Annotated in this window: 13 protein-coding genes; 7 read left to right on the plus strand and 6 right to left on the minus strand. The window is 56.0% G+C overall.

What is annotated here, in order from left to right; translation table 11 throughout:
* Positions 1-23: 23 nt before the first annotated feature.
* Positions 24-1,574, plus strand: a complete 1,551-nt coding sequence (locus tag ACIPW4_RS18535; protein WP_400660395.1) for a sensor histidine kinase — start codon at positions 24-26, stop codon at positions 1,572-1,574.
* A gap of 1,047 nt (positions 1,575-2,621) precedes the next feature.
* Here ACIPW4_RS18535 and ACIPW4_RS18540 read toward each other — a convergent pair.
* From ACIPW4_RS18540 to ACIPW4_RS18550, 3 genes are all read right to left on the minus strand, one after another.
* On the minus strand, positions 2,622-2,900 hold the full coding sequence (locus ACIPW4_RS18540; RefSeq protein WP_400660399.1) for a hypothetical protein: 279 nt from the start codon (positions 2,898-2,900) through the stop codon (positions 2,622-2,624).
* A complete protein-coding gene (locus ACIPW4_RS18545) occupies positions 2,897-3,187 on the minus strand; it encodes a hypothetical protein (protein ID WP_076384741.1) in 291 nt (96 codons plus the stop codon). Before ACIPW4_RS18545 ends, ACIPW4_RS18540 begins: the two co-directional genes overlap by 4 nt.
* 293 nt (positions 3,188-3,480) lie before the next feature.
* Positions 3,481-3,969, minus strand: a complete 489-nt coding sequence (locus tag ACIPW4_RS18550; RefSeq protein ID WP_400660401.1) for a UvrD-helicase domain-containing protein — start codon at positions 3,967-3,969, stop codon at positions 3,481-3,483.
* A gap of 33 nt (positions 3,970-4,002) precedes the next feature.
* Between ACIPW4_RS18550 and ACIPW4_RS18555 the strand changes: the two genes are divergently transcribed.
* Positions 4,003-5,100, plus strand: coding sequence for an amidohydrolase (locus ACIPW4_RS18555; protein WP_400660403.1), 1,098 nt, complete (start codon positions 4,003-4,005; stop codon positions 5,098-5,100).
* A gap of 116 nt (positions 5,101-5,216) precedes the next feature.
* Here ACIPW4_RS18555 and ACIPW4_RS18560 read toward each other — a convergent pair whose 3' ends face one another.
* Both ACIPW4_RS18560 and ACIPW4_RS18565 read right to left on the minus strand, forming a co-directional pair.
* Positions 5,217-6,713: an aspartate/glutamate racemase family protein gene (locus ACIPW4_RS18560; RefSeq protein WP_400660588.1), complete on the minus strand. Its 1,497-nt coding sequence runs from the start codon at positions 6,711-6,713 to the stop codon at positions 5,217-5,219.
* A 10-nt stretch (positions 6,714-6,723) separates the two neighbouring features.
* Complete coding sequence (locus tag ACIPW4_RS18565) at positions 6,724-8,022, minus strand: dicarboxylate/amino acid:cation symporter (RefSeq protein ID WP_400660405.1); 1,299 nt, start codon at positions 8,020-8,022, stop codon at positions 6,724-6,726.
* A 200-nt stretch (positions 8,023-8,222) separates the two neighbouring features.
* Here ACIPW4_RS18565 and ACIPW4_RS18570 point away from each other — a divergent pair, with 200 nt between their 5' ends.
* From ACIPW4_RS18570 to ACIPW4_RS18590, 5 genes are all read left to right on the plus strand, one after another.
* The gene (locus ACIPW4_RS18570; RefSeq protein WP_400660406.1) at positions 8,223-9,140 is read left to right on the plus strand and encodes a LysR substrate-binding domain-containing protein; all 918 of its coding nucleotides are present in this window, start codon (positions 8,223-8,225) and stop codon (positions 9,138-9,140) included.
* A gap of 427 nt (positions 9,141-9,567) precedes the next feature.
* Positions 9,568-10,635: an LLM class flavin-dependent oxidoreductase gene (locus tag ACIPW4_RS18575; protein WP_400660407.1), complete on the plus strand. Its 1,068-nt coding sequence runs from the start codon at positions 9,568-9,570 to the stop codon at positions 10,633-10,635.
* Complete coding sequence (locus ACIPW4_RS18580) at positions 10,632-11,162, plus strand: flavin reductase family protein (protein WP_181097976.1); 531 nt, start codon at positions 10,632-10,634, stop codon at positions 11,160-11,162. Before ACIPW4_RS18575 ends, ACIPW4_RS18580 begins: the two co-directional genes overlap by 4 nt.
* Positions 11,159-11,461: an EthD family reductase gene (locus ACIPW4_RS18585; protein WP_400660410.1), complete on the plus strand. Its 303-nt coding sequence runs from the start codon at positions 11,159-11,161 to the stop codon at positions 11,459-11,461. Before ACIPW4_RS18580 ends, ACIPW4_RS18585 begins: the two co-directional genes overlap by 4 nt.
* A gap of 21 nt (positions 11,462-11,482) precedes the next feature.
* Positions 11,483-12,985 (plus strand): aldehyde dehydrogenase family protein, encoded by a 1,503-nt coding sequence (locus ACIPW4_RS18590; RefSeq protein WP_181097975.1) that lies wholly within the window; start codon positions 11,483-11,485, stop codon positions 12,983-12,985.
* A 93-nt stretch (positions 12,986-13,078) separates the two neighbouring features.
* On the opposite strand, the gene ACIPW4_RS18595 is transcribed toward ACIPW4_RS18590, so the two are convergent.
* Positions 13,079-14,089, minus strand: coding sequence for an Lrp/AsnC family transcriptional regulator (locus ACIPW4_RS18595; protein ID WP_400660412.1), 1,011 nt, complete (start codon positions 14,087-14,089; stop codon positions 13,079-13,081).
* Positions 14,090-14,149 lie beyond the last annotated feature (60 nt).

Consider the following 14,149-nt stretch of genomic DNA (forward strand, 5'->3'; position numbering starts at 1 on the left):
CCAAGTATCTGGATGAAATGGTCATGCAACAGCTACCGCCGGATGAAACCATCCGGGCAGCCTTGAAAAAGTCCCATGCCAGGCTGCAGCGCCAGCATGAGCTGGTGGTCGAGTTCGGTGTCATGTCCCTGAAGGTCGACGACCTTGAAGTGTTGCTCACGCAAGCGTGCAGTGTTGCCGCGCAGGGGATGAAGACCCGGTTTTCCAAGGTGCTGCAGCCGCTTGCCGACAGTGCAGACTATGTCCTTACGCATGGCGTGGGTTGGGACGAGTCAGACATCGGCCACGCTACCGTGGGCGGCGACATCGCCAGCCCGGCAGGGTACGCGCTCTCCACTTACCGCCCCGTGCTGTCCAATCACCTGGGCATGGAGGAGCGCTTTCGTACCCCGGATCTGCTGAAAAAATACGGTATCGAACGTGCCATCAACGTTCCGATACGCGGCCCGCTCGGCCCCTTTGGCGTGCTTGAGGCGGACAGCAGCGACGGGGATGATTTTGTCGAAAGCGATCTGGTCTTCCTGGAGGGGATTGCCAACATCATCTCCCTGGCAGTCGAACGCATCACGGCAGGCGATGAGCCACCTTACCCCGATCCCTATTCGGAAAGTTTCCTGAATGCCAGCCCGGACTGCGTAAAGATTCTTTCGCCCAGTGGCGTGATCGAGTTCATGAACGAGAGAGGTCTGGAGCTGATGCACCTGACTGCAGTGACCGACGTCAAGGGGCAGCGCTGGGTGGGTCTGTGGCCCGAAGAGTCGCGGCCACTCGTTGCGCAAGCTCTGGACAAGGTGGTCGCCGGCGAAACAGCGCGGTTCGAAGGTTTTTTTCGGACCGCTTCGGATGAGCCCATGTGGTGGGATGTGACGGTGGCACCCATCCTGGGCGCAGACGGTCAGCTGGAACGAATCATCGCTGTGTCCAGGGACATTACCGAGCGTCATCAATATGAGGCTCGGTTGCTATCGCTGATCGAGGCTCAGAACTCCCGGCAGAGCGCGAGCGACCTGCACCTGGAAGAAATTCACCATCGGGTGAAGAACAGCCTGCATCTGGTCAATACCTTGCTGCTCCTGCAGGCCAACCTCACGCCGGATACGGCGGTGAAGCAGCAGCTGGAGACCGCGGCAGGCCGTGTCGTGACCATCGCCAGCGTGCATGAGCGGCTTTATCACGCCACGCAAGACAACGGCGTCATGGCTGTGGATTACCTGAACGCACTGTTGGGCGATCTGGGCAAGGCGCTGACCGATCGGGCAATAGTGCTGGAGGCCGACGACTTCCTCCTGCCGCCCGAGCGGATGGCGCCGTTGGGCCTGGTGCTGTCCGAACTCGTGACCAATGCGTTGAAGTACGGCAAAGGTACCGTTGAAGTCTTGGTCAAGCATGCCGGGGATCATGTGCGGCTGACGGTGAAGGACGAGGGCCTGGGATTTCCGGATACCTATCCGAAACCCACAGGCACGGGCCTGGGCATGCGTCTGGTGAGAAGTTATTCAGGATATGGAAGCGCAGCGGTGAGCATCGAGCGGCAGCAAGGCAAGAGCTGCATCCATGTGCGTTTCAAACTCTAGCTTCCAACGCGGTGCGTGCCGTAACGCTGGGCAAGCTGGTTACTGGACAAACGGTCGAACAGCGCTTGGCGGCTGGTTTGGTAGTGGGTGGAAGTGTCCAGATCATGCAGGGACGGGCTGGACAGCAAGCCCGTGTAATACTTCATTTAACATAATATGCATTATGCGCACATACGTATGGAGCTACCGGGGCCGTGGGTGGGCAGATTTGAAGCCAGGCCCTGGCCTCGATCACTGTGCTGCAGATCGAGCCTGGAGTACGCCGAACCAACCTTGACCCCAAACCTGGAAGTAATCGCGTTTTCTTGAGGTCTAGACTCCATAGGGTTCACTTTACTTCTCGCTTCATACGTTTTTCTCGGGATCACTTCGGCACGTTTGTCAACCGTTCAATCCCTCTGCGTCACCATCCTAGATTTGAATCATCCTGTGAAAGCGCTTGGAGACGTTGAGAAAGTCATTCAGAAATCGACGTTTGTAAGTTTGCTTTTATGTTCCATGAAACCACGCTTCTCTAAACATGCCGAAGAAATCGGACAAGTGGTTCTAAAAGTTTGCTGGAAGCGAACATGGATGCTTGGCATCAAGGAAGTAATCTGAGATGCATGGCATCACATCTGAGGTGCGGCACCTTTAATGTTTAATGCGTCAAACTCCAATATACCCCTTAACTACCGCATATCGAGTTCAGGTGGATGATCAGGTCATCGAGGATACATTTTTGCCATCCCACCAAGCGAATCGACGCCATTGGGTAGGCTGGACACCCCTCGTACCTTTCGATTTAGCTTGCCGATATCGCCGCCACTGCGGTCTAGCCGTCCTGCGTCCTAGATTCTGAGTAGAGCCCATGCCAACATCGATTACAGCAGCCATTTGGAGATTTCTACCGCTATTAAAGGGCTCCTTACAGAATTCATCGTCTAGATTTCCGTTATCCTTCGCCGCTGCATCGTACTAACATGGGGTTCAAAGCATGGTCTCCATATAACTCGACTAAATATTCATTTAGTTGAGTTGGGCGATAATGCTTCATTGAAATAGATCTCAAGATTTCATCTGAGGCTCAGACCCCACCGGCTTTGATCTTACTATCACGCCCTCTTTGTCCTCCGCATTCAGCAGCGCAATGATTTCGCTCGGACTAAACCCGTACTGAAGGGCTAAGTGATCGAGCTCCCCAAGAAACCTTAAGCAATCCGCCACTCCCGGATCCTCCATCAGCTCGCAGGACAAACGATAACGCAGCCCGATGTCCTGATTCAGCTCGATCAGCCGGCCCAGCTTCTGATGGATCGTTTTGCCTTGGCTCTCACCCATCTTCATGCCCCCCTCTCAACCCGGGCCTCACCCTCGATCAGGCTGAAGATGTGCCTCAAACGCGATACGGTTAGGTTCGGTGCAAGCTCTAGATCTCCCCTCAACATCAGCAGCTCCACCACATCCTGAGAGGTAAACCCGAATTTTTGCATCAGCCCCTGAAGCTTTCCGTAGAATTCCACGTCCTGCGCATAGCCTGGATCCTGCTGGAGCGTATCAATCCGTTGCTTGAGCGTTTCGATCTGCTTCTCTGCAAGGCGGATGCCGACTAAACCGTGTGGTGAGGGGCTCATAAGGACTCCGATGCTTGACCTTCGTGATCCGATAGGGAGAGTGTACTGCGCCACCCTCCCCCCTAGTACCGCCCGTCCGATTCAAAATCCAGATTGTTGCAACCTTGGTAACTCAGACTTGGCGTTAAAACGGGGCTCAATAGATTTTTACAGATCTCGGTACAATGCGGAAAATCCGTATGCGCACTGCAATGTTCGTGGCTCCAACCAAGGACTGCTTTAAGCATATATTGAAAGAGAAAAACTGCTCAGAAATTGGCCCCAGGTGCCGTCGGGCCGAAAATTCAGTTCCCTCAGCGATGACACCCCGCCAGACCTGAGCGGCATGTCTTGACCGCTCGCAGACCCGTGGGGTTGCGATTCTCGTTGAGGACGTACTCCTCGAAGCCAAGCTCCTCCATGCGCCGACGCACGCTTGCTGGATTCGATTTCCTGAAACCATAAATTGACTGGTTAAGGTCACCTACAAAATGGAATTTTACGCCTAGTAGGCTCAGCCTTTTGACGATCAAAAGCTGCTCAGCCGACAAGTCTTGGCACTCATCGACGATCACCAACGGGAATCGGCGTGCAATACGCGAGAAGTAATCTTTGAATTTTTCTTCTTGCATGCCGACCAAAGCGAGAATATCGATGTCACCGTAGGTCGCAAAGCCAGCGGCCCAAAACCGTTTTTTGTTCGTCAACAGTGCCTTTTGGTCGGCCTCGTCCTGTTGGGCGAGGTTGGCTTCGTTGTTAAGGGGTGGGGCGTCATCTCGGCGAGGAAGAAGGTGAAGAAGCATGTGCAATGATCGTTTGGATGCGAGGAAAATCCCATGCCCCTGAAATCGTCATTCGCCACCGTACTGCGGGCATTACGCAGCAAGCGAAACATCACGCAACGTGGATTCGCCGACACGACGAGCAGGACATACCTGTCAAAGCTAGAAAGCGGTAAGTCCAGTATCACCTTGGACAAGTTGGAGCAATTGAGCGACAGACTTGAGCTCTCGCCTTTGGCTCTGCTTAGCCCTGACTACAAATCAACGAATGCCGGCTGTATGCATGCCTGCGGTCACGACGGTCACACTGCAATCCTGCTCGCTACTGCGAAATACCTCTGCGGTGACACGAGCTTCAAGGGCAATGTCCACTTCATTTTCCAGCCGGCGGAAGAAACGGGCGCCGGAGCGAGAAAAATGATCGAGGATGGTCTTTTCGAGAAATTCCCAATGGTTGCCGTCTACGGCCTTCATAACTGGCCCAGCCTGAAGGAAGGGCTAATCGCGGTTAATCCCGGCGCGATGATGGCTTCCCAAGACACGTTTGAAATTTGCATTAGCGGATCTGGAGCTCATGCCGCCATGCCGGAAAAAGGCATCGATCCGGTCATGATTGCGGCACAGCTTATCTCTGCTCTGCAGACCATCACCTCCCGGCGCATCTCACCGCTGGACTCAGTGGTGTTGAGTGTCACGATGGTTGAGGCTGGGAGTGCTTACAACGTCATCCCTCAGACCGCTACGATAAAAGGTACCGTACGCTGCCTCGATCAGTCGGTTCGTAAGCAAGTGGAAAACATGATCCGCTCCATGGCCACCTCCTTTCCTGTGTCCTTTGGGGGCACCGGCAGCGTGATCTACCGCGAAGGCTACCCTGTGACGAAGAACGATCCTGACTGCGCCGCACGAGTACGGGACATCGGTATTGCGCTGAGTGGCGCTGAGCGTGTCGAATGGAATGGGCCTGCCTCTATGGCCTCGGAGGATTTTGCTTTCATGTTGCAGGCGTGCCCAGGCGCCTATTTTTGGCTTGGGGCAAATCGTGACGGTAATGCCATGCCGTTGCACCACCCGCATTACGACTTCAACGACCAGGTGATTGCTTCGGGTATTCAGATGTTTGAACGCCTCGCGAAGAGCTACCAGTCCTAAGCGCTGAACCCATTTGTGAAGCCAGAGAGCGACAGCCTGAAGATCCGTTTGAATCAATGCCGTCGACTGTGCCGGTACCAACAGCACAGTCGACGTAAAACGCTCCCTTCCCAGTACTACAGCTCCGACTCTACCAGGTCTGCTGGTCGCTCCGATGAGAGTGCTACACAGCGCTGAGCCAGGATGGTGGTGGGGTCTATCAATGCGACAGTTCTTCCACCCACCTCGAACGCTTCGTTATGAGCCTCAAGCAGCGGCAATTCAGTACACCCGAGGATCAAGACTTCAGCACCCAGCTCTACCAGATGTTCTGCAGCCACCAGCAACTGCGTCCTGCAAATCCCTTGGGTGTGTCCCGCCTTGACCCCTCGCTCACCATAAATCGACTCCATGACCATGCTCTGGTACTCCACTCCTGGAGTAATGATCGTTAGCCCCGCCTGATGCGCCGCATCGTGGTACACACGGCTTTGTACCGTGCCGGAGGTTGCCAGCAAACCGACCACCTTATTCCTACCGTAGCGCTGAGAAATCCATCTGGCGGTCTCCGCCAGCATGTTCACGATCGGAATTCTCAGGTGCGGCTGGATGCGCTCAACGAAAGCATGCGCGGTGTTGCAGGGTATGGCGATCGCATGGGCACCTGCACTCTCAAGTCGCTTGCAGGTGGAATACATGGCCATCGTCGGATCCGTTTCCTCTCGCAGAAGATTGGCCGTGCGGTCGGGGATTTGCGGATTCTGTTCGACCACCATCTTGATGTGATCCTGATCGCGGCCAGCGGGTGTCGCTGCCACAACCTTCCCCATGAAATCCACCGTGGCCGCAGGGCCCACGCCGCCAACTATTCCCAACTTGAACGCCGGCGTAGGCGATGAACCTGGTTCTGCGGTAGCGAAGCTCGCGTAGATCTCGTTGATATCCAGTACCGGCAGGCCACGACGCTGCAGATCCTGAGCGACCAGTGATAGCTCCGTCATGCCCGGAGCAATCAGGCTCACCCCCTGCTCTTGAAGTGACAAACATGCCCGGTAGACACCCTCCAGAGCTACCCCGTCCAGATGTCCATCCTTGATGCCGGCAGTTCCATACATGGACGTCATCAGCTCAACCTGGGCTTCATCGGTGGGGTAAACCACCTCGTACTGCCCGCCGAGGCGTGACTCAAACAGGCCGGAATTACGAACGAAGTCTGAAGCAATCACCCCTACTTTGCCGCCAGGCTTGAGTACGTGCTCGATGGATTGCACCAATGCGTCCATCATGTCGATGATCGGCAAGCTCAGTTCTTCCTGTACCTCTGCCAGGAAGGTATGGCTCGCGAAACACGGCAGCACGATCGCATCCACCCTGCTCTCTTCAAATGATTTGCACACCTGGAACACGTAGAACTTCCGGGACGTCATGCTGGCCTTCGCATCGAGCGGCAACAGCACATCCTTGAAGGGCTGTTGTTCGAACAGGAAGTGGAAGCGTGACTGGTTCTCCATGACAGCTCGGGACTTGACCAGTTTGTAGAAAAGGTCGCCACCCGCGAGCGAACCAAGCCCTCCAACGATACCGAGCTTACGCGGTGAAATTGGTGTAGGGGCTGACTTATTCCGACTCGTCACTTCTTGATCCTCAGGCGATGGACGCCGGTTGGCCAGCGGGATGCGGTTGATCGCTTCGTGCAACAGGCGCGTCGTCTTCCTCATCCTCAAGAGGCTCGGATTTCGCCACCACTGCAGTCGCAATGCTGTTTCCGATTACGTTCGTACCGGTGCGAGCCATGTCCAGGAACTGGTCAATACCGATGATGAGCAGCAGGCCGGCTTCAGGTAGGTTGAACATGGGGAGTGTGGCGGCCACGACGACAATAGACGCACGCGCAACGCCCGCCATGCCTTTGCTGGTGACCATCAGCGTGAGGAGGATCAACAGCTGTTGGGTGAAGCTCAGGTCAATGTTGTAGGCCTGAGCAATGAACATGATGGCGAACGCCTGATACATCATCGAGCCATCAAGGTTGAACGAGTAGCCCAACGGCAGGACGAAGCTGGAGACCCGCTTGGGCGCACCAAATTTCTCCAGCGCCTCCATGGTTTTAGGGTAGGCCGACTCGCTGCTGGCAGTGGAAAAGGCAAGCAGCACTGGCTCGCGGATCAATTTCCCAAGCGTAAAGACCGAGCGGCCGAGGAACATGAACCCAGCGGCAAACAGAACCACCCACAGCACAGCAATCCCGATATAGAACTCAGCGATGAGACGGCCGTAGTCCCACAGCAGACCCAGACCCTGGGTAGTAATGGCGGAAGCGATGGCTGCAAATACGCCGATCGGTGCAAAAGCCATTACGTAGTCGGTGATCTTGAACATCACCTTGGCCAGCTCGTCGATGCTGTCGACGATGTTCGTGTGCCCCGCACGCTTCACTGCAGCTAGGCCAAAGCCAAAGAAGAGCGAGAACACCACAATCTGGAGAATCTCGTTGTTGGTCATTGCTTCAGCAATGCTTCTTGGGAAGACATGGCCAATGAAGGCCTTCAGGCTGAAGTCACCCGTGCCTACCGCAGTTACCGCAGCCGGGTGGGAAGCATCGAGGTTCAGCCCTACGCCCGGCTCAAAGATATTGACGAGTGCCATCCCGATGAACAGAGAAACCACCGAAGCAGTGACAAACCACGCCATTGCGCGCAGACCGATCCTGCCAATCGACCGGGAGCTACCCATGCTGGCGATGCCGCCAACCAATGTGGCGAAAACTAGGGGCGCGATGATCATCTTGATCATGCGAAGGAAGATATCGGTCACCAGGGAGAAGTAACCTGCCAGCTGCTTGGCATGCTCTGCATCAGCAGACAGGTCATGACAGGCCCAACCGACCAGAACGCCTAAAATAATGCCGGCCGCGATACGGCGCGGAAGCTTGTTGTTCTTCACGGAAGTAATCCTCAAGCAATGTTGTTGGTGTTGTGACTTGGCAGAAACGCGGCAGCAAATGGCTGCAGCCAGGCTTCGATCTTATGGCAGCACCGGGTGGGAGTTGATGAGGATTCAGGATCAAACTATGCGCTTTCGGAATACATCGGAGTGGTCTGCTCAGCTAGAGTAAGAAGACGTTCTCCCAGCAGAAACTCACCATGCAAATCAAATGGTTATATGACCTATTGGCGTTAGACGAATGGAAAAATTTCTCCAGGGCTGCTGAGGTTCGCAGCGTGACTCAGTCCGCGCTGTCACGCCGGATAAGGTCACTGGAGGATTGGGTGGGGGTCGAGTTGGTTGACCGAAGCACGTATCCAGTTCAACTAACCACAGCCGGGGTTGCCTTCTGCAAGGAAGGTCGAGAAGCGATGGCGGGATTGATGAAACTGAGGTCTGCTCTGAGGGACGCAGAACGGATGCCTGGGAGATCGATTCAGATCACCGCTGGCCACAGCCTCTCAATGACGTTCCTTCCAAAATGGCTCTCCAAATTCCAAGCTCACAGTGATCAGTTCAACGCGCGCGTCGTTGCGGCCAACATCCATGATGCGGTGGTCGCCCTCGAAGAAGGCAGTTGTGACCTGATGATCACCTATCACCATCCTCAAGCCCCCATCCTCCTGGATCCTGCGTACTTCAGAAGCCTAACCCTGGGTCACGAAACCTTCATGCCAGTGTCAGCGCCAGCGGCGGACGGCAGACCCAAATACCAGCTTCCAGGCCGCAGTTCAGCGCCGGTGCCCTACCTCGCCTACACTGCTTCGACCTTTCTTGGGAAGGTCGTAGACACCCTGATAGCGGGTACAGGTGTGCCTGTCGCATTGGAGCGCTGCTACGAAGCAGATATGGCCATGTTGCTTATGCGCATGGCTGTCGAGGGCTACGGAATCGCCTGGCTACCGCAAAGTGCCGTACAGGAAGAGCTTTCGCGAGGGCGTTTGATTCAAGTCGGTGGCAGCACTTGGAGCACGGAGTTGGAGATCCGCTCCTACTCAGCTGTGCAGAACGACAATCCAACCATGCGCGGACTGTGGGAGGCTCTGGAAAGCTTCCAGAACGCAGTCCACCAGTGACCTGTTGATCCGCTGAGCTCATCAAGTTGGCCCAGGTGCAAAGACACTTCTTCGTGGATGAGACCTGCCTGGGCAGCTTAGACCCTCTCCTTCCCCCTGTTTTCCTCTCTCGTTCGCCCGGACGACCTGACAGCCCTACATGCCCTGTCCCTGAGAGTGCTGGCGACTCTCAGTGGTAACTGGATCGCCTGAGGCAACAGGATCCAACGCTTCGACTAACTGCCCCTCTATCACTCGAATTCGCGCCTCATCGATTGCCGCCTGGGCAAACCGGAAACGCAGAGCCTTTCGGGCGCTTTTTCCGGTAATCGCAAGCCGCGAAAATAACGAAAGACGGCAATAAAGTGAAAAATAATGCTTGAATGCGTCTCTCGTCTGGGTATAGCCTGCTGAAACCGGAAAACAAAAGCCCAATGGGAGACGAAAAATGAAGATCAGCCTGTTGCAAGAAGGCGAAACCATGCAAGGCGTGAGCGTTGCTCAGCGTTATCAGGAAATGATCGCTGAGGCGTGCCTGGCCGATAAGCTTGGTTTCTATGCCTGGGGCACCTCAGAGCAGCACTTCAACCCACCAAAATTCACGGTGTCGGCGCCTGAAGTGCTGTACGCCGCCATTGCAGCCCAGACCAAAGACATCAAGCTGCGCACCATGTGCGCAGTAATGCTCCAGTGGAACCATCCAATCCTGGTGGCTGAGCGCACTTCTACGCTGGATATTGTCTCGAACGGCAGGGCCGAGATTGCCACCGCGCGTTCCAACAACCTGGTCACGCTGGATGCTTTCGGCGTTGATCCGAGCACCACGCGTGCGCAGTGGGAAGACGGTATGGAAGTCCTCATCAAGGCCTTTGCTGATGAGACGCTCCAGCACAATGGGCCGATCTGGAACATTCCGCCCCGCACTGTTGTTCCTCGCCCACTGCAGACCCCGCACCCTCCGATTTACGTTTCGGCATCGAGCCTCCAGACCCACAGCAACGCAGGTGAGCGTGGCATTGGCGTGTTGAGCTTCGAAAACTACTTCGGGTTCGATTACCTGCAAGAGTGCATCGACGCCTACCGCTCCGGGCTCGCGACTCACAAGAGCAGTGTCCCGCGCCGAACCGAGCAAGCCGGCCTGTACGTAGCAACGGCGTTCTGTGATACCACTCGCGCGCGTGCCGTTGATATCGCTCGTGACGTAACGACGAGCTACTTCAAATTCATCATCGACCTGTACGCCCCTCTCGGTAAGAAGGGCTCTTACGAGTACCTGGACGGACGCATGCTGCGCTTGCTGGAGCATGAAGGCGACATGGACTTCCTGATCTCCGAGACCCCATCAGTAATGGTCGGTGATCCGGATGACTTCATCAAACGCATCCGTCAGCTCCAGCAGATGGGGATTGACGAAATCCTGTTGCGCATCGATGGCATTCCTCATGAGGACATCATGCGCTCGATCGAACTGATCGGTCGCGAGGTGATGCCAGCCATCAATGGAGGTGCGAAATGAGCCAGGCTCAGTTGCAGCAGCCCCTTGAGATGCCAGATATCGACCTGCAGGTTTTCAAGGAGGCGATGGCAGATTTTCCAGCAGCAGTCACAGTTATCACGACCTGGGATGACGAAGGCCATCCCGTGGGTGCCACCCTGTCCGCTGTCTCCTCGCTCTCGGCGACCCCACCCATGATGTTGGCGTGCTTTGACCGCAAATCGAAGACACTGGAATGCCTCACTCGGGGGAAGCCGTTTTTGATCCATGTGCTGGGTGCAGGACAAGAGCACCTGGCGATGCTGTTCGCCGGCAAGAGCACCGACAAGTTTGATGGCATCGCGTGGAAGTCGGGCGAACTGGGTCTGCCAACACTCCCGGGCGCGGCGTGCACACTGGCGTGTGAAGTCGCCGATGTTCTCCCGGGCGGGGATCACCTCATCGTTACCGGCTGCATCCGGCACATTTCGCATAACACGCAGCAGATGCCGCTTCTGTATCACCGCCGCAAGATGTTCGCCGTTCCACAAGCGGCCGCACAGCCATGAAGCGGGTCGTCGTGGTCTACGAGTTGCCGTCAAACCCAACTGAGTTTGAGCGCCACTACCGTGGCGTTCACATCCCACTCGTGAAGAAAATGCCAAACCTCGTCGCCCTCGAAGCCAGTATCAGTGGCTCGGCCAGCGCGCCACACGAGTGGCACACCGTCGCGATCATGACCTTCCGCAACCAGGCTGAACTTGATGAGTCCTTGGCGTCCCCTGAGGGAGTTGCGGCGGTTGAGGATGTCTCTCGCTTCGCCACGGGCGGCTGCAGGATCTTCACCTGCGAATTCGAAAGCTACTAACAATTAGAGTGAGGCCTTGCCATGAATTTACCACTGGATCCTTTGAAGCACCTGAGCCCTACCGTTCAGGCGTTTCTCAAGCAACCCATGAAGCTGATGATCGACAACCAGTTCGTGGATGCTTGTGAAGGGAAGGTTTTCCAGACCTTCGACCCCGCGACCAGTCAGCTCATAGCAAATGTTTCTGAAGCGGGTATTGCAGACGTCGAAGTTGCTGTTGCTTCCGCTAATCGTGCACTTGTAGGCCCGTGGGCAAAGATGCTGCCTAAAGACCGCGAAGCGGTCATCCATAGGCTTGCAGCCCTCATCGAGAAACATGGCGACGATCTGGCTCAGATCGAGAGCCTGGACAGCGGCAAGCCTGCCGCCCAGATTCGAGCCGTGGACGTCGAGCTTGCTATCGGTGCGCTTCGATACAATGCAGGCTGGCCAACCAAGCTCCACGGCCAGACTATTCCCGTAAGTGCACCTGATATGCACGTCTATACCCGACGCGAACCGCTGGGGGTAATTGCTGCCATCGTGCCGTGGAACTTCCCCCTGTGCCAAGCTTGCTTCAAGCTGGCTCCGGCGCTCGCTGCAGGCTGCACCGTCGTACTGAAGCCTGCCGAGCAAACCCCGTTGTCGGCACTATTCCTCGCGAAGCTTGCCATCGAAGCCGGCCTCCCTCCGGGTGTGCTCAACGTGCTACCTGGCTTCGGAAAAATTGCAGGCCAGGCTCTTGTCGAACACCCTGGCGTTGCGAAGATCGCGTTCACCGGCTCTGAAGCGGTGGGCAAGCATATCGTCAGAACTGCCGCCAGTGACCTCAAGCATGTCTCGATGGAACTGGGCGGGAAGAACCCGAACGTGATCTTCGCCGATGCTGACCTCGACAAGGCGGCGGCTACGGCAGCAATGGCAATCTTCTTCTACTCCGGTCAAGTCTGCGCAGCGGGCTCTCGTTTGATGGTGGAGCGCAAAGTTTACGAGCGCGTACTCGAAACGGTGATGGCAGAAACCGCCAAGCTCAAGCTGGGGCATGGTTTGGCTCCGGACACTGCCTTGGGGCCGCTGATTTCCGCCGATCAATTTGCACGGGTTAGCGGATTCGTTGAGCGCGCTAAGGCCGAAGGTGTCGAATGCGTGATGGGTGGTAACAAGGCAGGAGGCGCGCTTTCTGACGGCCACTTCCTGGAGCCGACGATTCTGGTGAATGCTTCGGATAGCCGTGAGGTCGTGGTTGACGAAATCTTTGGGCCGGTGCTGGTCATCCAGACGTTCGAGACCATTGATGAACTCACCACCCGGGCCAACAATACCGGCTTTGGTCTCTCTGCTGGGGTCTGGACAAGAGACGTGGGCAAGGCCCACCAGGTCGCTGGAGCACTGCAGGCTGGTACCGTCTGGATCAACACCTACGGCAACTTCGACTGTGCAGCCCCCTGGGGTGGATACAAACAGTCTGGCTATGGTCGCGATAACGGAGCTGAAGGCATCGAGAAATTCCTTCAGACCAAGACCGTCTGGACGAACTGCAACTGATCAGCGTGCGTTGCTCCTCTGAAGAGCCTGAGGGGTTCTTCAGGCAATCCGTCACCCTCTTTAGCCGACCAGAAGGTCGGCTTTTTTTCGGATTCAGATTTTGTCGGAGCCTAGTCGCTTATACAGGAGGTCGATGTAGGGGAAGCTTTCGATCCGCTCGATGCCCTCCACCATTCGCAATTGATCATCGATGAGCTCGAACAGGGCGTGCCTGGAGGGACAGACCACTTCAACGAACAAATCGAATCGGCCGGCGCAGATGGTGATGTAGGAGACTTTTTCGATCGCACGCAAGCGCTCAGCAACATCCTTGACCCGAACGCCGGGTCGCACGGTGATAGCCGTCCATGCGAGGGCTCGATCTTCAAGGTTCATTGGGCTGGTGATCGCCATGATATTGAGCAGCCCAGACTCAAGCAGAACATTTAGCCGGCCCCTGACCTGGGATTCCGAAATGCCGAGGGCCACAGCGATATTCTTCAAAGGCGCTCGGCCATCGTGGCTGAGTTCGCGCACAATCTTCTTGTCGACCTCGTCCATTTCCTTGCTCACCACCCCATGAGGCTGAGCTGCCGGCGGACGCCCGAAGAATTGCGCGCGCTGGTAGAAGACGCTGTAGTAAGGGAATACCTCAATGCCCTTAACGCCGTGCAGTACTGCCACCTCCTTGTAGAGGACATGCTGCATGCGCGCCATGTCGGTGCAGATAATCTCTACAACGATGGAGAAACGTCCCGTTGTGGTGACTACGTAATCGACATCTGCGATTTTGATCAACGCCTCAGACACTTCTGGTGCCGAGCAAGAGAGATCAAGGGTGATCCCAACCAATGCACCTGCTTGATACCCCAGAGACGCCGGATCCGTCAGCGCGACGATCTGGATGACGTTCTGCTCCAGCAACTGATGTACACGGTTGCGGACAGTGCGCTCTGAGATGTCCAACTCTCGGGCGATGGCTACAAAGGGACGTCGGCCATCCTCCTGCAGATGGGCAATGATTTCTCGATCAGTGACGGACAACAGCTGCTCTGAAAGCGGGCCTTGTCCTTTAGGCTGAAGTCGTGTGATGACGGGCGCTTCGTTCAGATCGGCAGTGTTCATATACTCAGCAGGTCTAGGGGGCAGGTGCGGGTATTATCCACCCCCTAGTTGAATGGGCAA

It is taken from the genome of Pseudomonas sp. NPDC089996, from assembly GCF_044748405.1.
Classification (GTDB): domain Bacteria; phylum Pseudomonadota; class Gammaproteobacteria; order Pseudomonadales; family Pseudomonadaceae; genus Aquipseudomonas.